Genomic DNA, 22,837 nt, shown 5'->3' with positions numbered 1-22,837 from the left:
CGTCCGGAGATGCGCGTAGATCAGGAGAACGTGTGAGCGAAGTCGTGGAACGTGCGGAGGCGGCGAGCGTCGAACTGGGTCGTCGCGCGGCGAGCAGGGCAGAGTCAAGACTCCTGATCGGGGGAGCGCTGGTCTCGGCCACCGACGCGGCGGTGTACGACAATCTCAGCCCGGCAACAGGCTTGGTGCTGGGTACGGCCGCAGCGGCAGGGGCCGAGGACATGAACCGTGCGATCGGAGCGGCCCGACGCGCATTCGACGAGACCGATTGGTCGACGAATCGCCAGCTCAGAAAGCGCTGTCTCGACCAGTTCCAGTCAGCGATCGAATCCGAGAAGGAGGATCTCCGGGAGGAACTCGTCGCGGAGGTCGGGTGTCCGCTGATGTCCACCTCGGACGCGCAACTGGACTGGCCGCTGGCCGGGGCGCTGAGTTACCCGACGTCGTTGATCGACGATTTCGAGTGGGAGCGTGCCCTCGACGGCGATGGGCTGTTCGGTGCACGGAACGCACGAACGGTCGTGAAGGAGCCGGCCGGTGTGGTTGCCGCGATCACGCCGTCGAACTATCCCATCGAGGTCATCCTCAACAAGCTCGGACCGGCGTTGGCTTCGGGCAATACCGTTGTGCTCAAGCCGGACCCGAACACGCCGTGGAACGCTGCGCGCCTGGGTCGCCTGATCGCGGAGAAGACGGACTTTCCCGCCGGCGTGGTCAATGTCGTGACCACACCGGACAACGAGGTGGCAGGGCTGCTCGCCATGGACCCCCGAGTCGACCTGGTCTCGTTCACCGGCTCGACCGCCGTCGGTCGCCGACTCATGCAGTCCGGTGCCGCCACGATGAAGCGGACCTTCCTCGAACTCGGCGGCAAGTCAGCGATGATCGTGCTCGACGACGCGGACCCGTCCAAGGTCACCATGGGGGCGGTGGGAGCATGTTCGCACGCAGGACAGGCCTGCGCGGTCAACAGTCGCTTGCTGGTACATCATTCGCTGTTCGACGAGGTCGTGGCGAACGTGGCCGCGGCGTACCAGATGCTTCCGGTTGGGGACCCGGCCGATCCGAACACGTTCGTCGGGCCGGTGATCAGCGCGGCGCAGAAGGAGCGGATTCTGGCGGCTCTGCGGCAGGCCCGGAGCGACGGCGCCGAGTTCTGCACCGGCGGCCTCGAACCGCCGGACCTTCCGGCTCACCTGCAGCGCGGACATTTCGTGGCACCGACCGTCATCACCGGTGTCGACAACTCTGCAGCCATCGCCCAGCACGAGATCTTCGGTCCGGTACTCGTGATCATGCCGTTCACTGATGACGACGATGCGGTCAGGATCGCGAACGACAGTGCTTTTGGACTCGCCGGGTCAATCCTGTCGGCGAGCAACGAGCGCGGACTGGGGATCGCGCGACGGATCCGGACAGGTGCCCTGGGTGTCAACGGAGGGATGTTCTACGGCGCCGACGCGCCGTTCGGCGGATATAAGAACAGCGGAGTCGGCAGGCAATGCGGTATCGAGGGGTTCGCCCAGTACCTGGAGACGAAGACCATCGGGGTCAGGCTGCCGCGCACCGGCTCCTGACCGGGTACGACCCCCGAGTTGATCAGCGGCGAAACAGAATCCGCCAGACACAGAAAGGCATCACCAGATGGGAAAGCTCGACAACAAGGTGGCGATCGTCTCGGGGGCGGCCCGCGGACAGGGACGTTCGCATGCGGTCAGCCTGGCGGCCGAGGGCGCTGACATCATCGCACTCGATCTCTGCGCGGACCTCGAGGGAAACACCTACCCGCTGGCGCGACCGGAGGATCTCGAGGAGACCGCCCGATTCATCGAGAAGGAAGGCGTGCGGGTGCACACCGTGGTCGCCGACGTGCGCGAGCGCAGCGCAGTGTGGAATGCCATATCGGAGGGCGTGAATCGGCTCGGGCGCCTCGACATCGTGGTGGCCAATGCGGGCATCTGCCCCATGGGCAAGGGTCAGACCCTGCTGTCCTGGTCGGACACCATCGACACCGACCTCGCCGGCGTGTTCAACGTGATCCAGGGCAGTCTCCCGCATCTCGGTGAGGGCGCTTCGATCATCGCGACCGGCTCGCTGGCCGCACAGTTGGGCAGCGCCACCAATCAGGGGCCCGGGGGGTCGGCCTACAGTCTGGCCAAGCAGATGGTGGCGCGCTACGTCAACGACCTCGCGGTGCAACTGGCCAAGAAGAACATCCGGATCAACGCGGTACATCCCACGAATGTGAACACGGACATGCTGCACAACGAGGGCATGTACAAGGTCTTCCGGCCCGACCTCGAACACCCCACACGGGAGGAGGCCGAGGTCGCCTTCCCGGCGATGCAGGCCATGCGGGTGCCCTACATCGAGCCCAGTGACGTCTCCGAGGCGGTGGTCTTCCTGGCCAGCGATTCGGCACGCTACATCACCGGATCGCAGTTGCGCATCGACGCCGGCGGGTACGTGAAGTCAGTGCCCTGGAAGGGATGAGCGGCGTGGCGAGCACAGCTGCAGGTCGTGGCAACGAACGAAAGGTGGGGTGAGGTCGATGTCGCAGGCCATCGGATTCGTCGGTGCCGGTCAGATGGGTGAGCCGATGGTTCGACGTCTGCTCGGGGCCGGGCACGACGTCATGCTCTACGCGCGACGCGACGAGGTGCGCGATCGGATGTCGCAAGCGGGTGCTCGCCTGGTGGACTCTGTCGCCGAGGTGGCTTCGGCCGCCGACATCCTGATCGTGTGTCTGTTCTCCGATACGCAGCTGGTCGACCTGGCGGGTGGAGCCGACGGCTTCATGTCGAACTCCCGACCCGGCAGCGTGGTGGTCACGCATACGACCGGCAACGTGAGCACCCTTGAGAAGCTGGTGGCCGAGTACCCGCAGGGTCCGACGATCCTCGACGCGCCGGTCAGCGGTGCGGCGACCGATATCGATGCCGGCAAGCTCACCGTTCTCCTCGGCGGCGACGATGATGCCGCGCAGCGTGTGGAACCGGTCCTCGCGGCGTATGCGAACCCGATTCTACGCACGGGTGCCCTGGGTAGTGCGTTGAACCTGAAGCTGGTCAACAACATCCTGTTCGCGGCCAACGCACAGCTGGTCGCCGCGTCGGTGGAGATCGGCGACCGACTGGGGATCGGTGTCGAGGAACTGCTGTCGGCGATCGCGGTCTCCAGCGGGCGGAGTCACGCGCTCGCGTCGGTCCAGCTCCTCGGCGACGTCGCGACATTCTCCAAGGTGGCCTCGCCGTTCCTCCGGAAGGATGTCGCCGCGTGCGTGGTGGCGGCGGAGGACGCAGGTGTCGACCTGGGTTGGCTGCGGTCGGTCGTCGACGACGGCCCGCTCGACCTGTCATGAGGGGACGCTGATGAGCACCGTCGGAGAATCGATCGACAGCGCGCCGGCCGCGCACCGCGATCACATGCTGGGGTTGCTCGAGGGGCAGCGCCGATCGTTCCTGGCTGAAGGTCCGCCGGATGCGGCCACGCGGCGTAACCGCATCGATCGCCTGGTCGCGCTGATGGTGGACAACGCCGATGCCCTGATCGACGCGCTGGTCGAGGACTTCGGCAGCAAATCGAGGACCGGCACCTTGTCGACCGAGATCGTAGGCTCGATCGCGCAGGTCGAACACACGCGGTCCAACGTCGCCAAGTGGATGCGCACGAGCACCATCCTGCGCGCCGGCCGGATGGCCGGAATCCGCTCCGAAGTCGTCCCCTGCCCGCTGGGCGTGGTGGGCATCATCGGTCCCTGGAACTTCCCGATTCATCTGGTGATCGTTCCGGCAGTCGCGGCCTTCGCCGCCGGCAACCGCGTCATGATCAAGATGTCGGAGATCACGGCGACCACCGCGGAACTCATGAAATCGCTTGCCGCAGCGTACTTCGACCCGACCGAGCTGGTAGTGATCACCGGCGATGTGGGCGCGGCGGCGGAATTCTCGGCACTGCCCTTCGATCATCTCTTCTTCACCGGTTCACCGGCCGTGGGAAAGCTGGTCGCACGCGCCGCATCCGCGAATCTGGTGCCGGTGACCCTCGAGCTCGGCGGGAAGAACCCCGTGGTCGTCGGACCTGATGCCGACATCAAGCGGGCGGCATCGCGTATCGCTTCGGGTCGGATGGTCAATGGCGGCCAGGTGTGCATCTGTCCGGATTATGTCTTCGTCCCCGAATCCCAAGTGGACGAGTTCGTGTCCGCGGCCAAGTCGACTCTGGCGGCGGCGTTTCCCTCGGTGATCGCCGATCCCGAGTACCCGGCCAGTGTGGACCACAAGAACTTCGAGCGCGTCGTCGGGCTTGTGGAGGACGCGCGCCGGCACGGTGCCGTGGTGGAACCGGTGAGTCCGCCCGGAGAAGACCTCCCGGACCCGGTCTCCCGAAAGATCCAACCGACGATCGTGCGGGAGGTCGACGACCGTATGCGGATCGCACACGAGGAGATCTTCGGGCCCGTCTTGGTGATCCGGACGTATCGACGACTCACCGATGTCATCGACTATGTCAACGACCGCCCCGCCCCACTCGTGACGTACTGGTTCGGCCCGGACCGAAAAGACTTCCAGCACTACGTGAAGCACACGCGCAGTGGTGGCGTCGCGCGCAACGAGTTCGGCCTGCACATGCTGCCCTCGGCAGCGCCGTTCGGCGGGGTGGGCAACAGCGGGATGGGCGCCTACCACGGGAAGGCGGGTTTCGACGCCTTCAGCCATCACCGCACGGTGGTCGGCTCCGACCTGCCGTTCAGCGTGACCACCTCGAGTGCCGCGGCGCCGTTCGGCCGCGGCACTCAGAGGACGATGCGCATGATGGTGCGCGTCGCGCGCCGCCGCACACACCGTCGCCTGGGTGGTGATGGTCGGCTGCCCGGCGCCGTTGTCCACGGTACGACGACCACCGAGGTGAAGTGATGAGCATTTCGCTGCTGCTGGAGATGTCGGCGTCCACCGATCCGGATCGGGTGGCCGTGGTCTCCGGCGACACTCGCGCCACCGTCGCCGAGATCGCGGCCCGGGCCGATGAGGGCGCCGAACAGATCGCCGCCTCCGGGGCGGGCCACGTCGTCTATGTGGGCACCGGCGGGATCATGTTGCCCCTGCTGCTCTTCGCCTCTGCGCGGGCGGGTCGGGCCTTCACCCCGTTGAACTACCGTTTGGGGCCATCGGCGTTGCGCGAGTTGATCGAACGGCTCCCCGACCCGCTGATCGTCGCGGACCCCGACTACGTCGACGCGCTCCGCGACACCGGGCGAGAGGTGCTCGACTCGTCGACGCTGCTGCCAACGCTCACGCAGGTCGCAACGACCGCCGATGCCGACCGCGCACGGCCTGACATCGATCCCGACGACATCGCGGTGGTGCTCTTCACCTCCGGCACGACCTCGCGGCCCAAGGCGGTCGAGCTCACGCACGCGAATCTCACGAGCTACGTGATGGGCACCGTCGAGTTCGCGTCGGCCGATCCCGACGATGCGGTGCTGATCGCGGTGCCGCCGTACCATATCGCCGGAGTGGGTGCGGCGCTGTCGAACATCTATGCCGGCAGGCGTCTCGTGTACCTGCGCCAGTTCGATCCGGAGCGCTGGCTGGAGCTTGTGCGGGACGAGGCGATCACCAACGCCACCGTGGTTCCGACCATGCTGGATCGGATCGTCTCGGCTCTCGAGTCCGGCCGGCGGGAACTGCCCAGCCTGCGCACATTGGCCTACGGCGGGTCGAAGGTGCCGCTACCACTGGTCCGCAAGACCATGGACCTACTGCCTGACGTCGGACTGGTCAACGCCTACGGCCTCACCGAGACGAGCTCGACCATTGCGGTTCTCACCCCGGAGGATCATCGCGCCGCGCGCGACAGCGCCGATTCGACCGTCGCCCGTCGACTGACGTCGGTTGGCCGGCCGGTGCCGGGTGTCGAGTTGCAGATCCGCGATGACGACGGCAATGTGGTGCGGCCCGGCGTCTCGGGTGAGCTCTTCATCCGCGGAGCTCAGGTGTCGCAGAAGTACTCCGACGTCGGGTCCGTGCTGGATACGGACGGTTGGTTTCCGACCCGAGACATCGCCGAGCTCGACGCCGACGGGTATCTCTATATCGGCGGCCGATCGGACGACACCATCATCCGTGGCGGCGAGAACATCGCGCCCGCCGAACTCGAAGATGTTCTCGTCGAGCATCCGCAGGTTCGTTCGGTTGCCGTGATCGGTGTCGAAGATTCCGAATGGGGCCAGGCGATCGTCGCGGTGATCGTGCCCGCCGCCGGCGCAACGCCCGATCCGGAAGAAATTCGTGGTTACACCCGAGAACGACTGCGCGGCTCTCGGACACCCGATCGCGTCGTGTTCCGCGACGAGCTGCCGGCCACCCCGACCGGCAAACTGCTCAGACGTGTCCTGGTGGAGGAACTCGGACCCGCACGGGCCGAATAGCAAAGGAGTAGTGGATGTTCAAGGCTGGAACCCGGCTGGAGAGCCAGGTGTGTGGCACTCAGGTCATCGTGATCAGCGCGGCGGAGTCATTGTCCGACCTGCGGTGTGGAGGTGCCGGGATGGTGGAGGTCGGCGGCGCCAAGGCGGACGGGGTGAACCTCGACGAGCGATTCGCCGACGGCGTGACGATGGGCAAGCGCTATGTGGACGACGCCGGAGCCGAGGTGCTGGTCACCAAAGCCGGTGCGGGTTCGTTGTCCGTCGGTGAGGTGCCGCTGCATCTCAAGGAGTCAAAGGCGTTACCCGCCAGCGACTGACCAGGTACCCAACAACTCGTCGGTCGACGTGATCGTTGCGAGCAATGACAGCGTGTTGCGGATGACCGCCTCGCCGTACTCGGCCGGCACTCCGGCGACCGCGTCGCAGGGGAGAACCACTCGGTAGGCGGCATTGACCGCGTCCATGACCAGATTCGGGATCGCGACGTTGAGCGAGACACCCACTGCGACGATCGTTCTCACGCCGAGGTTGCGCAGGACCGCGTCCAGATCGGTGCCGCCCATCGGGCCGATCCCGTGCAGGCGTGTGAGAACCACGTCGGACGATTCAGGCCCGAGTTCGGGCAACAACGACGCACCCGGGCTGCCCGGCGCGATCGACACCTGGTCGCGGCCCACCGAGAACAACCTGGCGTTGTGATTGGAACCGGCACCGTCATCGCGTCGTTGCACCAGGCAATGGACGACCGGTACACCGGCGGTACGGGCCGCCGTGAGGAGTCTGCCGATGTTGGGCAGCGCCTCGCGGCGTGCCTCGTCCGCCAGTGATTTCAGACCTGCCTCTGGGCCGACGACCGCGCCCTGACATTCCTGTGTGACGATCGCCGTGTGCTGCGGGTCGACCAGCCCGCCCAACGTGTTGTTCACCCGTTCGACGCCACCGGCTCGACGTCGTAGAACTGAGTGGCCCAGCGGCGCAGCGCCATATAGGGTTTCGCATCTATCCGGGCCAGGGGCGGCCGCTCCACGTACTTCTGATACCGCCAGATGTCGAGATCCTCGAACACCGTCACCAGAAATCGGCTCTCGACCTTGGCGCGGATGTCCTCGGGGGGTATGTCGGATTCGTCACCGGTGCGCTTCGGCCACCAGATCGAGTAGAAGAGGTCGGAATATCCGTCGTCGACGGGAGTGCACGCGAAGATGAGCCGGTGATTCTGTGCCCCCTCGAATGCGCTGACTGCGTAGCCGAGGCCGGAGAAGTGACTGTGGATACGTAGCGACATCTTGTCGGGGTCGTCACTCGTCACGTCCGGCCAGCCGGTGAGGAATTGCCACTCGTTGTCCACAGCTTTCCAGTCGAGGCACACGGGTGTGACGCTCGCACCGTGCACATAGCGGAAATGTGAACTGTCCGGGCCGTTCTCGGCGACGATCTGAGGATGTACGGGCTCGCGCTCCGCGCGTCGGGAGAACTCCGGGTAGATGCGGTAGTACTCCTCGGGGCCGGCGGTGATCTCGGGGAACTTCGTGAAGATGTCCGGAAGTTCCCACTGGGGCGGTTTGCCGTCGGGCTGATACCACATGAAAACGATGCCGTGCTGTTCGACGACCGGATACACGCGGAGCTTGAGGAGCTGGTTGGGTCGGTCGGGCTCGTAAGGAATGTAGCGATTGGAGCCGTCTGGGCCCCAACGCCATCCGTGGAACGGGCACTCGACACAGTCCCCCACGACCTTGCCGCCATGCCCGAGATGCGCCCCGAGGTGTTTGCAATGCCCGGTCATCACGTGGATCTCACCCGAGTCGTCGCGGTAGGCGACGAGGTCCTCACCGAAGTATCGCAGCGGCTTCGTCTCGCCGGACGGGAACTCCGGCGACCAGCCGATCACAAACCAACCGGTGACCTTCCATGTGAACGGTACTTCCATTTGTCGCCCCCGCGAGATCGTGGGCGTCGACAGACATGACGCCGGGCTGAGGTTGTGCTTATTACTGTTGCTGTTACTGTAATACAGATCAAGAGGAGGAGAAGCACGATGGAGATGGAGGCGTCCATGGCCGGACGGCTGCAGATCGACTCCGGAGTGGCGGGTGGTCTCGCATCCGTACCAGAAGCGGCACGAGTGCTGGAGCATCGAGGATTTGACGGGTGCTGGGCAGGGGAGACCAACCATGACCCGTTCCTTGCGCTCACCCTGGCCGCCGAGCACACTTCTCGGATCGAGCTGGGCACCAATATCGCGGTCGCCTTCGCCCGCAACCCGATGTCGGTGGCAAACCTCGCGTGGGACCTCCAGGCTTTCTCACAGGGACGGTTCAACCTCGGACTCGGGACTCAGGTCAAACCGCACATCGAGAAACGTTTCGGGATGCCGTGGAGCGAGCCGACCGAACGGCTGCGGGAGTTCGTGGAGGCGGTGCGGGCCATCTGGACTTCATGGCATGAGGGCACGAGGTTGCGGTTCGAGGGCCGCTTCTACACGCACAAGATCATGACGCCGATGTTCACTCCGGACCCGTCACCGCATCCGATGCCCAGGATCTTCCTGGCGGCAGTAGGCGAGAGGATGACAGAGATGTGCGGCGAGGTCGGCGACGGGTTGCTGACCCATCCGTTCACCACGCGACGATTTCTGGAAGAGGTGACGACGCCGACATTGCAACGCGGCATCGGCGCCTCCGGACGTGACCGATCCGAGTTCCAGTTGACGTCACCGGTGTTCGTGGTGACCGGGGAGACCGAGGAGGACCTGGCGGAGGCGGCGGCGACCACACGTCGCCGAATCGCCTTCTACGGATCGACGCCCGCCTACCGAAAGGTGCTCGAGGTGCACGGGTGGGACGATCTGCAGGGCCGGCTGCATGAACTGTCGCTCCGTGGCGACTGGACGGCGATGGGTGAGCTGATCACCGACGACATCTTGTCGACCTTCGCGGTCGTCGCACCCGTGGACCGGGTCGCAGCGGGGTTGACGGAGCGTTGCGTCGGTGTGGTCGACCGCGTGATCCCGGCTCTGCCCGAGAACCTTTCCGGGGAGGCGAGGGTGCGGATCGTCGACGATCTTCGGGCAGCGGCAATTCGGGAACCGGCCTAGGTATACAGGCCGTCACGTATCAGATCGCAGTAGCATCACACCACTCGGCGTGAGGCCGCCGCTGCTGACGACGCCGACCCGCGCGTCGGGGATCTGTCGGTACCCGGCCTCACCGCGCAGCTGCGTGATGGCCTCGTGCAAGAGTCCCATTCCGTGGGTGCGTCCGTGTGACAGCTGACCACCGTGCGTGTTGAGGGGCAGCAGGCCGTCACGGGCGATATTCCGTCCGCGGTCGACGAAGTCCTTGCCCTCGCCGATCTCGCAGAAGCCGAGCGCCTCGATCCACGACAGGCAATTGAAGGTGAACCCGTCGTAGAGCTCGGCGATGTCCACGTCGGCCGGCCGCAGGTCGGTGCGGGTCCACAGATGCGCGGCCGGGCCGAGCACCTGAGGCTCGTGGGTGGACGTGCTCTGGTCCCAGTCGAGTTTTTCGATCAACTGGGTCCCGACGGCTTCCACCCGCACCGGCGGTTTCGGGAGATCGGCAGCGGTATCGGCCGCGGAGACGATGACGGCGACCGCGGCATCGCACGGCACGTCGCAATCGAGTAGTCCGAACGGGGTAGTGATGGTCCGCGCCGCGAGGTAGTCGTCCATCGTCAGCGGGTCGCGGTAGACCGCAGTGGAGTTCAGCGCGGCGTTGGCGCGCTGGTTCAGGGCGATCCAGCCGAGCGTCTCCCGCGTCGTACCGTAGGCGTGGAAGTGGCGGTGCGCGGTCTGGGCCAGTGTGTGCGCGGCAGATACGCCACCGAACGGCATTGACCACCCCATGAGACCGCCGACCCGTTTGATGGACGGCGCCGGTAGCCGCCCTTGTCGGATCAACTCGTCGTAGGTGGACTGCCAGACGGTGCGGAAGCAGAGCACGTGGCGGGCGAGTCCGGTGGCCACCGCCATCATCGCCGCGATCACCGATCCGCCCGGACCGAAGGTCTCGCCGCCGCCGTTGTGCCAGGTGGGGCGAAGTCGTAGCGCAGACTCGAGAGCTGTCACCCCGCCTTCGGCGTAGCCGCCGTCGGGACCCCCCGACGGATAGGTGGACAGCCCGTCGATGTCGGCGAAGGTGAGTCCGGCATCCTCGATCGCCCGCCGGCACGCCTCGACCGTGAGTGACAGCGGCTCACGCATGAGTCGGCGGCCGATCTCCGACGCGCCGACGCCGCTGATGATCGCCTTGTCCTCGAACTTCTCGGACGTGGCCATCGGACGGACATGGTGGCGATAGTCGGCGGGGGCGATGGTGTCGGCGGGTAACTCGCGGATCTCGGTATCGGTGCTGCGCGGCCGGAACAGCGGCAGCCAAACGTCGTCGTGGTGTTCGAAGGTCACCTCGACCGGAATACCCAACCGGATGTCATCGATCGGGCAATCGACAAGTCTGGTGGTGAGTCGCACCCGCGGGTCCTCGTCGAGTGCGATCTCGGCGACCACGTAGGGTGGCGGCAGTCCGGGGAGTGAGAATCGCTCGTTCACGGTGTAGCCGAACAGGATTCCGCATCCCGAGACGACCCGCGTCCGTGTCTTGTCCGCCCGGCACTCCGGACACACCGGCTTGGGCGGATGAATCAGCGCCTCACACGACACGCACTCCTGGATCCGGAGGTGACCGTCCTCGCCCGACGTCCAGTAGAACTCGGTCTCGGGCAGCACCAGCGGGAGGACGTGGTCGGCGGGTCCGGTCATCGTGCGGTTCCTTCGCGGTTGTCGTGGACTGCGGTACCGGTCATCTCGTCAGACAGCAGATGCGGCCGGACGGGGTGCTTCTCCGTTCCGGCCGCATCCGACGTTCTGCGGTGGGTTGGTTCGCGTCAGAATGTCACTTCTTGGCGCGAGTGTGGCCAGTCGCGGCCTTGATCTGCTGCTCCCAGGCGGCGAGCTTGTCCTGCGCGTTCGACTCGTGCTTGCTGAGCGCCCGGATGGTGACATCGTGATCGGCCGATGCGGCCCGCAACGCGCCGACAGTTGCCTTCTCTCGGGGCACATGCTTGAACGGTTCGAAAGAGAACCAGTCCATCGCATTGAGATGTGTCATCTTGTCGATCTCGTCGTCGGGCACCTGCTCGTCGTCGAAGACCCCGCCGAGTTCCTCGGGCGCGCCGGGCCACATCGAATCGCTGTGCGGATAGTCCATCTCCCACGAGATGTTGTCGATGCCGATCTTGTGACGAAGTTTGACACCGAGCGGATCGCTGATGAAGCACGTGAGGAAATGCTCTCGGAACACCTCGCTGGGCAGCTTTCCGCCGAAGTCCTGGAGTGTCCACGTCGCGTGCATGTCGAAGGTGCGGTCCACGCGCTCGAGGAAGTACGGAATCCACCCGGTTCCACCTTCGGACAGGGCGATCTTGAGGTCCTTGTACTTCTTCACCGGCTTCGACCACAGCAGGTCGGCGGCCGCGGACACGATGTTCATCGGCTGAAGTGTGATCATCACATCCGGAGGCGAATCGGTGGCGGGAATCGACAGCCGGCCGGACGACCCGATGTGCACACACAGCACGGTATTGGTGTCCACCAGCGCCTTCCACAGCGGTTCCCAATAGTCGTCGTGGAAACTCGGATATCCCAGGGCCGCCGGGTTCTCGGTGAACGTCAGTGAATGCACGCCCTTCTTCGCGACGCGACGCACTTCCTGCGCGCAGAGCTCGGCGTCCCAGATCACCGGCAGCGCCATCGGGATGAAGCGCCCGGGGTAAGCGCCGCACCACTCCTCGATGTGCCAGTCGTTGTAGGCCTGGACCAGCGCCAGTGAGAAGTCGGCATCTTCGGTGGCGAACAGACGTGCGGCGAATCCGGGAAACGACGGGAAGTTCATCTGCGCGAGTACGCCGCCGGCGTTCATGTCCTTGACGCGCTCGTCGACGTTGTAGCAGCCGGGTCGGATCTCGTCGAGACCTTCGGGCTCCAGCCCGTACTCTTCCTTGGGCCGGCCTGCGACAGCGTTGAGCGCCACGTTGGGGATGATGCGGTCGCGGAACTTCCACATGTCGGCGCCGTTGTCCATGTGAACCAGGCGGGGGGCGTCGTCGGCGTATTTGGCCGGCAGGTAGTTCGCGAACATATCCGGCGGCTCGATGATGTGGTCGTCGACGCTGACCAGGATCATGTCATTCTTGTCCACCTCGGCGCTCCTTTCTGGGAACTATACTGTAGGTCTTACCATATGGCATTTTAGGATGTCTGCGATGGCAGAATTCGAAGGAGACCCATCGTCCGCGCCCTAGGGGGTGATGGTCGTGCGGCAGACCGGCTCAGGGGCTGCCTGACGTGAGTACAGACCACGCCGGAGCGCGGTGAGCAGCACGTTGCGTGTTTCCCGCGGATCGATCATCTCGTCGAAGCCCATGTGTTCGGCCGAACTGTAGGAGGCGGCCAGTTCCATCTCCCGCAGCACCGTCGCAAAGTCCTCACCGGCCTTGGTCGCCTGCCCCATGGCGGCCGCACCCATCGCGCCCATCGTCGCGCCCGGATAGGCGAAAGTCGCTATTTGATCGTCGAAACCCAACAGCGACATGACCATCGACCCGAATCCAAATGCCTTGCGAAGGGTGACATGGAGTTTGAGTGTCGTGGCAGCGGTCTGGGCGGCGAACATCCTGGCGCCGCTACGCAGGACGCCACCCTGTTCGGAACCGCTGCCCGGGAGCATGCCGGGGTTGTCCGTCAGGAAGATCAGCGGCAGATGGAACGAGTCGGCCACAGTGATGAAATGTGCCGCCTTGTCGGCCGCGTCGGCATCGATCGACCCCGCCAGCACGAGCGGTTGATTCGCGACCACGGCGACCGGATGGCCGCCCAGATGGGCGAGGGCACAGATGATCGCCGGCCCGAACTCCGGTTGCACCTCGAACCAATCCGGTCGATCGAAGACCACGTCGAGAACGTCTCGCGCATCGTAGACATACTTGTTGTCCCGGGAGATGATGTCGAGCAGTTCGGGCGTCTCGCGGGGTTCGCACGAGTCGTCCGGTCGCCGAGACGGTGGATACGACCACGCGCTCGACGGGAAGTACGAGAGGTAGCGGCGGATGGCGTCGAGTGCCGTCTCGTCGTCGTCGGTGACGTTGTGGACGACGCCGCTTGCAAGCGCGATGTCGGGGCCGCCAAGGTCTTCCTTTGAGATCTCCTCGCCGGTCGACTGCTTCACGACGGGAGGGCCGGCGGTGAAGATTGCGCCGTGGGGGCTCATCACGGAGAAGTCGCAGACCGGTGAGACCAGTGCGCCGTGTCCGGCGGAAGGCCCCAGCACAGCGGAGACCATCGGTATCTTGCCGGAGCAGCGGGCCTGGGCGAGAAGGTCGGTCGGCGTGCGACCGTAGTGGTCGCCGGTGGGACGGAACCCCGCACCTTCGAGCAGGATGATCATCGGCGTTTTCGTGCGCAGGGCCAGTTCGGCCAGTCGATACCTCTTGGAGTTGCTTCCCGGTGCGATGGTTCCGGCGACGGTCGTGAAGTCCTCGGCGCCGACGAGAACGGGTCTGCCGTCTATCTCGCCCGTACCGGTGACGATCGCGTCGGCCGCGATGTCTCCCCCTACCAGGGTGCCGAATTCTTGGAACGTTCCCGGGTCCAGTAGATAATCGATGCGTGCCCGCGCGTCGAGTTTGCCCTTCGCGTGATGCTTCTCCAGGCGCTCCGGACCACCCATCCCCCAGGACACATGTCGTCGCTTCTCCAAGTCGCCCAGCGTCTCGGTCCAACTGTCCGCATACGTCACCGGCATTGCCTCCTGAGCCTCAAAGCGTTGTGGATGTATGTGGTCTACCCGGGTGCTATCTCCGTCGGATCGGATCGGATTCGTAGATCTCATCGATGATCTCGTCCAGAATCCGGTCGCCGTCGTGCGTGGAGTCGATTCGCGCTCGCCAGACGTGAAGTTGTCTGCGGCGTATCTTGACCTCGGGCATGGACAGTTTCGAATGTGCCGCAGAGCTCAGGCTGCTGAGGTGCGAGTCGACTTCTCTGAGTGCTTCGTTCTTGGTCATGTCCGAGCTCTTTCCGGTGCGGCCGTCGTGGCGCCGGCGTTGGCCGTGGGCGCGGGGTCTGTCACGCCGTCGCCAGCGCCGGCGGATTAACCGCCTCCGGGTCCGGGTTCGCGATCGGCAACCCCATGAAGCGACGAGCGTTGTCACCCATGAAATCCCAGGTTCGCCTGTCGTCCATGCCCTCGGCGTACTTCCAGAATCCCTTTGGTTCGGGCAGCCCTTCCGGGTGCGGATAGTCCGAGCCGAACATCACCTTGTCCCAACCGACCGTCTCCACGACGTCGGACACCGAGCCCTCCCAGAACGGACTGACCCAGATGTTCCGGCGGAAGACCTCCAGCGGGTCCTCGGGAAAGTTCTGCGGCATCTTCTTGGTGAGATCGGCCAGATCGTGGAAGAGCGGATGTATCCACGAGCTGCCGTTCTCGACGCTGGCGATCCGTAGACGCGGGAAGCGGGTCAAGGTGCCGTGGCAGATGAGGCTGCCGATCATGTCGGAGATCTCGCGGTGTCCGAGGGCCAGCCAGCGGAACGAGCTCATCGCCATGAAGTTCTTGGTGTTCGGTGGTTCCCATCTGTTGACGTACTCGTCGAGCGGAGGTTGGCTGGCGTGCAGCACGATCGGGAGGCCCGATGCCTCGACGTCACGCCAGAAGGGATCGAATTCCGGTAGGGCGGGTGAGCGCCACCCGTGCAAACCCTTGACGGGAGCCGGCTTGATGAGCGCGACCTTCGCGCCGTGATCGAGAATGTACTCGAGTTCGCGCCGAGCGCCGTCCACCTCGGCGCAGTTGATGACGGGCGTGGAGAACACCCGGTCGTCGTAGGCGTAGGTCCAGTGCTCGAGCATCCATCGGTTCAGGGCGTGGACGATGGCGAGGGTGAGTTCGGGATCATCGGCGGCGGAGTGTTCGACCAGGCTTGCCAGTGTCGGATAGTTCAGGCACTCCCGCACGCCTTGTCGGTCGAGTTCGGCGACACGATCCTCCGGGTTACGGGTCGCGGCCGGCGCCTCGATCGCCTTGCCCTGCATCTCGCGCAGGGTCAGACCTTCGGTGTTTTCGCCGGCGAAGAACTTCTCGTGCGCGCCGGGGGCGGCGACCCGCTCAAACGTGGGGTTCGGGATGAAGTCGGTGATCGTCCCGTTGATGGCGATCCGGGTATGACGTCCGATCTGCACGTACTGAACGGCCTGCCGGTAGCGGTCGGGCAGGTACTTGGTCAGGGCCTCGGCCGTCTCGTACATGTGGGAGTCGGCGTCGAAGATCGGCGCGTCGGGCCGGGCCATGGGTCTACTCCTTCGCATAGCCGGATTGCGCTACTGTCAGCTGAATCTGAGCCTCGCATTGCTTGACAATAATGTCAACAGTAAGTGCAACAGTAATTATTCTCTCTCGGTCTGGGCGCCTGGCTGATGCCCATATCGGCCCCGGGCGGCCACGGCGGCAGCTCGATTCCAGCGCGGATGGCCCCTGGTGACTGATACTGTTGTGCCAACAGTACGGGACGATGTCCGGGAGGTAGCAGTGAAGGAATGGACCGTCGGCGAGATTCTGGACGCGATCGCGCGAGCTGTGCCCGACCGGGATATGACCGTCTGCGGATCGCGACGCACCACGTTCGCCGAATCGTCTCATCTGACAAGAAGTCTGGCGGGGTACCTGGGATCGCGCGGCCTGGGTGCGCATACGGACCGCGCCGACCTGAATCGCTGGGAGTGCGGGCAGGACCGCGTCGCCCTAATCATGCACAACGACCAATACATCGACGCATTCGTCGGATGCCTGCGAGCGCGGGTGGTCCCGGTCAATATCAATCACCACTACTCGCCGCGTGAGATCCGGGCGCTACTCGACCATGTACAGCCGTCCGGTGTGATCTTTCACCGCTCTCTGGCCCACCTCATCGTGGAGGCGTCCCTCCCCCCGAGTGTGGACGTGATCATCAGGATCGATGATGCCGCAGGCGCGGACGTCCCAGGTTCGGTGTCGCTGGACGACGTGTTGGCCGACGGCGGTGACGTGGACCCGGTCGTGGCGTCGCCTGACGATCTCATCATGGTGTGTACAGGCGGGACCACCGGACTACCCAAGGGCGTTTTGTGGCGGCAAGCAGACGCGTACATCTCCACGATGACCGGGATGGAGCACGAGTCCGTCGAGGCGCTTGTCGAGGCTGTTCCCGATTCGGGTGAAGCCTTCTTCTCGGTGTCCCCCCTGATGCACGCCGCCGGGATCTCGACGGCGTTGAGTGCGGTGGTGGCCGGGCGTACCGCGGTGATCTATGACAATCGGGAGAAGTACGATCCCAGGTCGGTTCTCGAGACCGCGGAACGCGAGCAGGCGCGCATCCTGACGATCGTTGGCGACGCGTATGCCGGCCCGCTGGTGACCGAACTCCGATCGCGAGAGTACGACCTGTCGAGCCTGATCGGAATCGGCAGTGGTGGTGCCGCGATCAACGCGCGCCACAAGTCGGCGCTGTTGGAGCTGTTGCCGCACATCGTGATCCTCGATACTTTCGGATCCTCCGAGACGGGCGGCATGGCGACGAGCCCGACGATGACCGATGCGCCCGCGGAGACTTTCGTCATGCATCCGAGCGGGCGCGTGGTCTCCGAGGATCGTGCCCGGTTCCTGCAGGCCGGTGACACCGAACTCGGATGGATCGCGCGCACGGGCCGGGTGCCTCTGGGCTACTTCGAGGATCCCGAAGCGACCCAGCACACATTTCCCGAGATAGACGGTGAACGTGTGTCGATCCCTGGCGACCGTGCACGCCTCGAGTCCGACGGGTCGCTCCGGTTGCATGGGCGTGACTCCCTCGTCGTCAACAGTGGCGGAGAGAAGATCTTCGTCGAAGAGGTGGAGGGGGTCCTGCGCGGTCATCCGGCCGTGGTCGACGCGCTCGTGGTCGGACGGGTGAGCGAACGCTGGGGCAACGAGATCGCTGCGGTGGTGGCGCTCGATACAGACAGCGAGCTGACTGTCGACGAGCTCCGGGCACACACGGCTGCGCACCTCGCGCGCTTCAAAGTGCCAAAGGAGATCATCGTCGTCGACAAGGTCCAGCGTCTGGCCAACGGCAAGGCCGACTACCGGTGGGCCTCGTCGATTACGTCGCGGACCGACACGATGACAGTCGCCTGATGCGTGCCTGATACGTCTCGATCGGGCTCTCAGTTGCACTCCGCGCAGCCTCCGCAAAAGGCGCTGCGCAGGTGGGTGTTCGGCATCAATGCGTTGCCGTCCACAGCGCTGCAACTTCGGCGCTCTTGACCTTCCACGCCGCGTTGCGTGGCAGAGCATCGACGATGCGGATCGACACCGGCACATGGTGACTGGGCAGCGCGTCGCGCACCAGCTGCTTCAGTTCGTCCTCCGACGGGGGATCGCCGGCCGAGCGGAGTTCGACGGCGGCAACCGGTACCTGTCCCAGCCTGCGATCGTCAATGCCGACGACGGCGGCGTCGAGGATCGTGGGATGACGGAGTAGTTCGGCGCGAACCGACTCGGGGAGGATCTTGAATCCGCCGCGATTGATTGCGCCATCGCCGCGGCCGTGGATGTACACGAATCCGTCTGCATCGATCGACGCGAGATCGGTCGTGCGTATCCAGTCCGGTCCGATGACGTCGACCTGTCCTTCCAGGTAACCGATCTCGTCGGTGGGCAACTGCTCGCCCGTGTCCTGATCCACGACGCGTACTCGGACACCGGGCAGCGGACGTCCGACGCTGCGCGGCTTGTGCGCTCCGTACCGACGGTGGTCGTCGGGGGTCCATGCGCACACGGAGCCGGCGAACTCCGTTGCGCCGTAGGCCCACATCAGCGGAATCCCGTACTTCGACTCGAACTCTTCGCGCAGCTCGGGCTCGAGAGGGCCGGAACCTCCGGGCAGGGATTCGAGAGACGCCAGATCCTCTGTCGGGACGTCGGCATCGAGAATCATCCGCAACAGGGCGGGTTGGACGCCGGCCCGCTTGATCCCGTAGGTCTTGATCGCTCGAACCCATTCTGCCACCGAGAACTTCTCCAGCAACACCATTCGCTTGTCGAGGAATGGCGCGGCCAGCAATTGACAGATCCCGACACTCCCGAACGGCCAATACACGAGTTCTGGTGGATCGTCACGACCGCCGGTCGCTCCCATCGTCATGGAGGTGACGGTATGGCGCAGGATGTCGACGCGAAGTGGGAGCCTCTTGGGTGGTCCGGTCGTCCCGCTGGACAGGATGGACAGGCCGGGCTCATCCATGTGGACACCGGGCGCCTGACACGGGACCGCCGGGTCGACGAGCGGTTCGGCGGACAGCGGTGTGGTCGTCACCGCAATCGCAGCCGCACCGACGTGTCGCGCCGCGTTCAGGGTGGTGTCCGACCAATCGTCTCGGTCGGCGATCACGGCGGCGAGCCCGAGGTTCTCGATGTCACGGGCGATCGACTGCGCCGACTGGTAGGAGTAGATCATCGCGACCTTTCGCCGAGCCGCGATCAATCCGAGCGTGGCGGCTGCATGCGGAAGCCGATTGCGGGCCACCATGCCGATGGGCGCCGTGTCCGGAATACCCGCGTGGTCGAGCACCTGCATCAGGTCCTCGATCAAGCGCATCACCTGATCGCCCGAATACCATTGTCGCTCGAACTCGATGAAGGGCAGTTCGCCGTAACCGGCGAGGTGCACACGAAGCTGGTCCGCGAAGTCTGAGTCGCCGCGCGGGTCGGTGCGGTCGTGTTCGGCTGTGTCCGACCGGTTCATGGTCACCCCTTGTCGATCGTGGCGAAGCCTTGCCGTATCGAGCATACTGAAAGAGTTACTGTAATCGTTGAAGCATCTCGTTGGAAGGGTGGAAGCTGATGGGGCAGACCGCGATCGTGTCGGGAGGTGCCGGTGGCCTGGGTTCGGCGGTCACCCGGCGACTGCTCGACGACGGGTGGCGCGTGGTGGTGCCGTGGATCGTCGAAGAGGAACTCGACCGACTTCCCGACACGTCCGCGCTGGCCGTGGTCAAGGCCGATCTCTTCGACGAGGCGGACACGCGGCATGTCGTCGACGTTGCCGGCGCAGAGGCGAACTCGCCGGTGCGGGCCGTGGTCAACCTGGTCGGCGGATTCGCGATGGGTGAGCGCGTGGATCGTACGCCGATCGATGAGTTCGAACGGTTGATGCGGCTGAATCTGCGCCCGCTGTACCTGCTCAGTCAGGCGGCCCTACCGAGCATGGTCGCCGCCGGGGGCGGCTCGATCGTCGGGGTGTCGGCGAAGGCGGCCTTCGCGCCGTTTGCGGGTGCCGCTGGATATGTCACGTCGAAAGCGGCGGTGTGGGCGTTCGTCAGTGCACTTGCGGCCGAGTACAAGGACGACGGTGTTCGTGCCAATGCGATCCTGCCGTCCGTGATCGATACGCCGGGAAACCGGGAGTCGCAGCCCGAGTCGTCACACAAGGGCTGGGTGTCACCCGCGTCGATCGCGAAGACCGTCTCGTTCCTCGTCTCGGATGCGTCCGAGGCGGTGACGGGCGCGCAGGTGCCGGTGCCCGGCGTCGGGTAGTCGACGGAACCGTCAGTGGGTGGACAGCACCACGTTCCCGAGGGCGGGTGCATTGTCGCGGTCGGCGACCGCGGCCGCGACGAGAAAGCGACCGTCGGACTCCCAGATCTGGATGTCGAGCGTCTCGCCGGGGAAGACGACGCCTGCGAACGTTGCCGAGAAGTCGGTCACCGCCGAGACGTCCCCGCCGAGGACGGAGTCGACCACGGCGCGGCACACGGTGCCGTAGGTGCAGAGTCCGTGCAGGATTGGGCGGGGAAATCCAGCATTCGCGGCGAACGTCGGATCGGAGTGCAGTGGGTTGCGATCGCCACACAGGCGATACAGCAGTGCCTGCTGAGCAAGCGTGGGCACCGAGAGTCGCTGGTCCGGTTCACGATCGGGGTAGGTCACCTTGGTGGACGAGCCGCGTTGTCCACCGAAACCGCCCTCACCCTTGGCGAAGATCGACGAACGTTCCGTCCACAGGGTGTTCCCGGTGTCGTCGACCGTGGTCTTCTCCTGGATGATCACCGCCGCCGACCCCTTGTCCTGCACCTCGGCGATTGTGGTCCGGGTGGTTGCTTTCCCGCTCGCCGGCAGCGGACCGTGCGCGGTCACCTGCTGACTGCCGTGCACCACCTTCGCTAGGTCTACGTCGATGCCCGGGAAGGACACCCGGGGCGGTTCGATCGCATGGAATGAGGCGGCGACGGTGGCGAACGACGGCAAGACCTTTGGTGAGACGTCGTCGACGTAGGCCAACCCGGCCGCATCCATCGGGTCGGCGGCCGCGCCGACCGCGAGGTGGTACAGGGCGACGTCGGAGGCCGACCACTCGAAACTGACCTCGGGGAGTTCGGCACCGACGGCGACGGCGGGATCGATGGGCACGGTGATCAGACTCCTGTGCTGGTCGAGGTGGATGGGGTGGACGTGGCTTTCGACGCGGTATCGAGAGCGGCGAGGTAGCCGAAAACGAGTGCGGGGCCGATGGTTGCGCCGGGGCCGGCGTAGGTGTGTCCCATCACCGGTGCGCTGGTGTTACCCGCGGCGTAGAGGCCGTCGATGATCGATCCGTCGGGCCGCAGCGCGCGTCCGGCGGCATCGGTGTCGATACCGCCCTTGGTGCCGAGATCGCCCGGCACCATCTTGACCGCGTAGAACGGCGCCTTGGTGAGTGCGCCGAGGCTCGGGTTCGGTTTGTTGGTGATGTCGCCGTAGTAATGGTCGTACCCGCTTGTGCCGCGGCCGAAGTCGGCGTCCACCCCGGACCGGGAGAAGCCGTTGAACCGTTCGGTGGTGTTCGCGAGCGCGTCGGCCGGCACACCGATCTTGTCGGCGAGTCCGCGAATCGAGTCGGCCTTGACGACGACGCCTGCCTCGAACCATTTCTTCGGAAGGGGTTGGCGCGCATTGACTCCCGCGAACAGATACCGGTTGCGACAGGTCTGGTCCATGATCAGCCACGACGGTACGTTCTCGCCGGGGCCCTCGCCCTGGCCGAAGTCGCCGCCGTACATCTGATGGACGGCTTCGACGTACGGCAGCGACTCGTTCATGAACCGCTCGCCGCGTTCGTTGACCATGAACGTGCCGGGCACCGCGCGCTCCGAGAGCGCGAACCACGGCCCGCGGGGCAGCGGGATCGTCGGACCCCACCACGAGTCGTCCATCAGCGACACGGCTGCACCGACTTTGAGTCCCGCGGTGATGCCGTCACCGGTGTTGGACGGTGCGCCGGTGGTCCAGTCCGAGCCGATCGGCTCGCGCTGGTACTTCTGCCGCATCTCCGCGTTGTGCTCGAAGCCGCCGCAGGCGAGGATCACGCCGTGGCGGGCGTGGATCGGGAACTGGGTGCCCTCGGATTCCGCCAGCACGCCGACAACCCGGCCGTCGTCGGTGAGCAGGTCGGCCAGGCCGGTGTTGAGCTTCAGCGGCACACCGAGTTTCCGCACCCCCAGCAGCAACTCCGCTGCCAGCGCGGCGCCCATCGCAATCAGCTTCTTGCCGCGGGAACGAGCCCAGAAGAAGCGGGCGCCGACCTTGGCCATCCGCGCCGGGCCTCGCCAATGCCGCATGCCGGTGTTGAGCCAGCGGTAGTCCGACTGCAGCACCACCATGTTGAGCGGCGCCTTGGTGTACTGCGGGTGCAGTGTCTTCAGGTCGTCGCCGAGTGCTCGGGCGTCGAACGGACGCGGCTCCACCGACCGCCCGGCCAGTCGGCCGCCGGGTGCCTCGGGGTAGTAGTCGGAATAGTTCTTGACCCACTCGAGGTCGAGCGGCGCATGCTTCATCAAGAAATCGAGCGCCTCGGGGCCGCGATCGATGTAGGCGTCGATCTTCTCCGCGGGCGCGTGTTCGCCGATGATCGCGTGCACGTACTCGCGTGCCTTCTCCACGGTGTCGTCCACGCCGTCGCGCTTGAGCACCGAGTTGTTGGGAATCCAGACGCCGCCACCCGACCGTGACGTCGAGCCACCCCAGTACGGGGACTTTTCGATGATGACGGTCTTCTGGCCACTCGCGGCCGCGGTGATGGCCGCGCTGAGTCCGGCGGCACCGGCGCCTACCACGATCACGTCGTAGGTTTCCGCGCTGGTCTCCGGGGTGGAAGTGGTCTGGTCTGTCGGTTCGGTCGCGCCGGCCATCGGGGTCCCTTCATGCGCCACGGGTGGAACGTGTTCTCCCTAGAATTAGAACATGTTATAGAAATGGGGCGCCAGAGGTGTTGGGTGATGGTCTCTGCGCCTCGCTCGGGGCGTCGGGTCGTCCGATCGAATGAGCGCGGCGAACC

Annotated in this window: 18 protein-coding genes and 1 pseudogene; 9 read left to right on the top strand and 10 right to left on the bottom strand. The window is 65.3% G+C overall.

Annotation, left to right across the window (positions count from 1 at the left end):
* Nucleotides 1-32: 32 nt before the first annotated feature.
* From VZC37_RS04550 to VZC37_RS04525, 6 genes and pseudogenes are all read left to right on the top strand, one after another.
* On the top strand, nucleotides 33-1,577 hold the full coding sequence (locus tag VZC37_RS04550; RefSeq protein ID WP_330431215.1) for an aldehyde dehydrogenase family protein: 1,545 nt from the start codon (nucleotides 33-35) through the stop codon (nucleotides 1,575-1,577).
* Between the two features lie 67 nt (nucleotides 1,578-1,644).
* Nucleotides 1,645-2,493, top strand: a complete 849-nt coding sequence (locus VZC37_RS04545; RefSeq protein ID WP_330431214.1) for a mycofactocin-coupled SDR family oxidoreductase — start codon at nucleotides 1,645-1,647, stop codon at nucleotides 2,491-2,493.
* Between the two features lie 37 nt (nucleotides 2,494-2,530).
* Nucleotides 2,531-3,361, top strand: a pseudogene (locus tag VZC37_RS04540) (NAD(P)-dependent oxidoreductase); the annotation flags it as partial.
* Nucleotides 3,362-3,425: 64 nt separating this feature from the next.
* A complete protein-coding gene (locus tag VZC37_RS04535; protein ID WP_330431704.1) occupies nucleotides 3,426-4,916 on the top strand; it encodes a coniferyl aldehyde dehydrogenase in 1,491 nt (496 codons plus the stop codon).
* Nucleotides 4,916-6,430, top strand: coding sequence for a class I adenylate-forming enzyme family protein (locus tag VZC37_RS04530; RefSeq protein ID WP_330431213.1), 1,515 nt, complete (start codon nucleotides 4,916-4,918; stop codon nucleotides 6,428-6,430). The genes VZC37_RS04535 and VZC37_RS04530 overlap by 1 nt, the downstream gene beginning before the upstream one ends.
* A gap of 14 nt (nucleotides 6,431-6,444) precedes the next feature.
* On the top strand, nucleotides 6,445-6,747 hold the full coding sequence (locus tag VZC37_RS04525; protein WP_330431212.1) for a hypothetical protein: 303 nt from the start codon (nucleotides 6,445-6,447) through the stop codon (nucleotides 6,745-6,747).
* Here VZC37_RS04525 and VZC37_RS04520 read toward each other — a convergent pair.
* Complete coding sequence (locus VZC37_RS04520) at nucleotides 6,730-7,356, bottom strand: cysteine hydrolase family protein (RefSeq protein WP_330431211.1); 627 nt, start codon at nucleotides 7,354-7,356, stop codon at nucleotides 6,730-6,732. The genes VZC37_RS04525 and VZC37_RS04520 overlap by 18 nt on opposite strands.
* On the bottom strand, nucleotides 7,353-8,360 hold the full coding sequence (locus tag VZC37_RS04515; RefSeq protein ID WP_330431210.1) for a Rieske 2Fe-2S domain-containing protein: 1,008 nt from the start codon (nucleotides 8,358-8,360) through the stop codon (nucleotides 7,353-7,355). Before VZC37_RS04515 ends, VZC37_RS04520 begins: the two co-directional genes overlap by 4 nt.
* 114 nt (nucleotides 8,361-8,474) lie before the next feature.
* Here VZC37_RS04515 and VZC37_RS04510 point away from each other — a divergent pair, with 114 nt between their 5' ends.
* On the top strand, nucleotides 8,475-9,527 hold the full coding sequence (locus VZC37_RS04510; RefSeq protein WP_431309347.1) for an LLM class F420-dependent oxidoreductase: 1,053 nt from the start codon (nucleotides 8,475-8,477) through the stop codon (nucleotides 9,525-9,527).
* Between the two features lie 12 nt (nucleotides 9,528-9,539).
* On the opposite strand, the gene VZC37_RS04505 is transcribed toward VZC37_RS04510, so the two are convergent.
* The 5 genes from VZC37_RS04505 to VZC37_RS04485 form a co-directional block, all read right to left on the bottom strand.
* Nucleotides 9,540-11,210 carry a thiolase C-terminal domain-containing protein gene (locus VZC37_RS04505; protein ID WP_330431208.1) on the bottom strand — a complete coding sequence of 557 codons (1,671 nt, stop codon included), beginning with the start codon at nucleotides 11,208-11,210 and terminating at the stop codon, nucleotides 9,540-9,542.
* Nucleotides 11,211-11,343: 133 nt separating this feature from the next.
* The gene (locus tag VZC37_RS04500; protein ID WP_330431207.1) at nucleotides 11,344-12,648 is read right to left on the bottom strand and encodes an amidohydrolase family protein; all 1,305 of its coding nucleotides are present in this window, start codon (nucleotides 12,646-12,648) and stop codon (nucleotides 11,344-11,346) included.
* 99 nt (nucleotides 12,649-12,747) lie between these two features.
* Nucleotides 12,748-14,250 carry an acyl-CoA carboxylase subunit beta gene (locus VZC37_RS04495; protein WP_330431206.1) on the bottom strand — a complete coding sequence of 501 codons (1,503 nt, stop codon included), beginning with the start codon at nucleotides 14,248-14,250 and terminating at the stop codon, nucleotides 12,748-12,750.
* A 49-nt stretch (nucleotides 14,251-14,299) separates the two neighbouring features.
* Nucleotides 14,300-14,512, bottom strand: coding sequence for a hypothetical protein (locus tag VZC37_RS04490; protein WP_330431205.1), 213 nt, complete (start codon nucleotides 14,510-14,512; stop codon nucleotides 14,300-14,302).
* A 61-nt stretch (nucleotides 14,513-14,573) separates the two neighbouring features.
* Nucleotides 14,574-15,800 carry an amidohydrolase family protein gene (locus VZC37_RS04485; RefSeq protein WP_330431204.1) on the bottom strand — a complete coding sequence of 409 codons (1,227 nt, stop codon included), beginning with the start codon at nucleotides 15,798-15,800 and terminating at the stop codon, nucleotides 14,574-14,576.
* Between the two features lie 238 nt (nucleotides 15,801-16,038).
* On the opposite strand from VZC37_RS04485, the gene VZC37_RS04480 reads away from it, so the two are divergent.
* Nucleotides 16,039-17,661, top strand: coding sequence for an AMP-binding protein (locus tag VZC37_RS04480; RefSeq protein ID WP_330431203.1), 1,623 nt, complete (start codon nucleotides 16,039-16,041; stop codon nucleotides 17,659-17,661).
* A gap of 85 nt (nucleotides 17,662-17,746) precedes the next feature.
* Here VZC37_RS04480 and VZC37_RS04475 read toward each other — a convergent pair whose 3' ends face one another.
* On the bottom strand, nucleotides 17,747-19,270 hold the full coding sequence (locus VZC37_RS04475) for an ANL family adenylate-forming protein (RefSeq protein WP_330431202.1): 1,524 nt from the start codon (nucleotides 19,268-19,270) through the stop codon (nucleotides 17,747-17,749).
* A gap of 98 nt (nucleotides 19,271-19,368) precedes the next feature.
* Here VZC37_RS04475 and VZC37_RS04470 point away from each other — a divergent pair, with 98 nt between their 5' ends.
* Nucleotides 19,369-20,061, top strand: a complete 693-nt coding sequence (locus VZC37_RS04470; RefSeq protein WP_330431201.1) for an SDR family NAD(P)-dependent oxidoreductase — start codon at nucleotides 19,369-19,371, stop codon at nucleotides 20,059-20,061.
* Nucleotides 20,062-20,073: 12 nt separating this feature from the next.
* Here VZC37_RS04470 and VZC37_RS04465 read toward each other — a convergent pair whose 3' ends face one another.
* Both VZC37_RS04465 and kstD read right to left on the bottom strand, forming a co-directional pair.
* Nucleotides 20,074-20,934: a MaoC/PaaZ C-terminal domain-containing protein gene (locus VZC37_RS04465; RefSeq protein ID WP_330431200.1), complete on the bottom strand. Its 861-nt coding sequence runs from the start codon at nucleotides 20,932-20,934 to the stop codon at nucleotides 20,074-20,076.
* 5 nt (nucleotides 20,935-20,939) lie between these two features.
* On the bottom strand, nucleotides 20,940-22,691 hold the full coding sequence (gene kstD / locus VZC37_RS04460) for a 3-oxosteroid 1-dehydrogenase (RefSeq protein WP_330431703.1): 1,752 nt from the start codon (nucleotides 22,689-22,691) through the stop codon (nucleotides 20,940-20,942).
* Nucleotides 22,692-22,837 lie beyond the last annotated feature (146 nt).

Origin of the sequence: Gordonia sesuvii (assembly GCF_036350415.1) — a bacterium.
Classification (GTDB): Bacteria; Actinomycetota; Actinomycetes; order Mycobacteriales; family Mycobacteriaceae; genus Gordonia; species Gordonia sesuvii.
The sequence above is the reverse complement of the archived record's forward strand: the minus strand, read 5'-3'. Positions and strand labels throughout refer to the sequence as shown.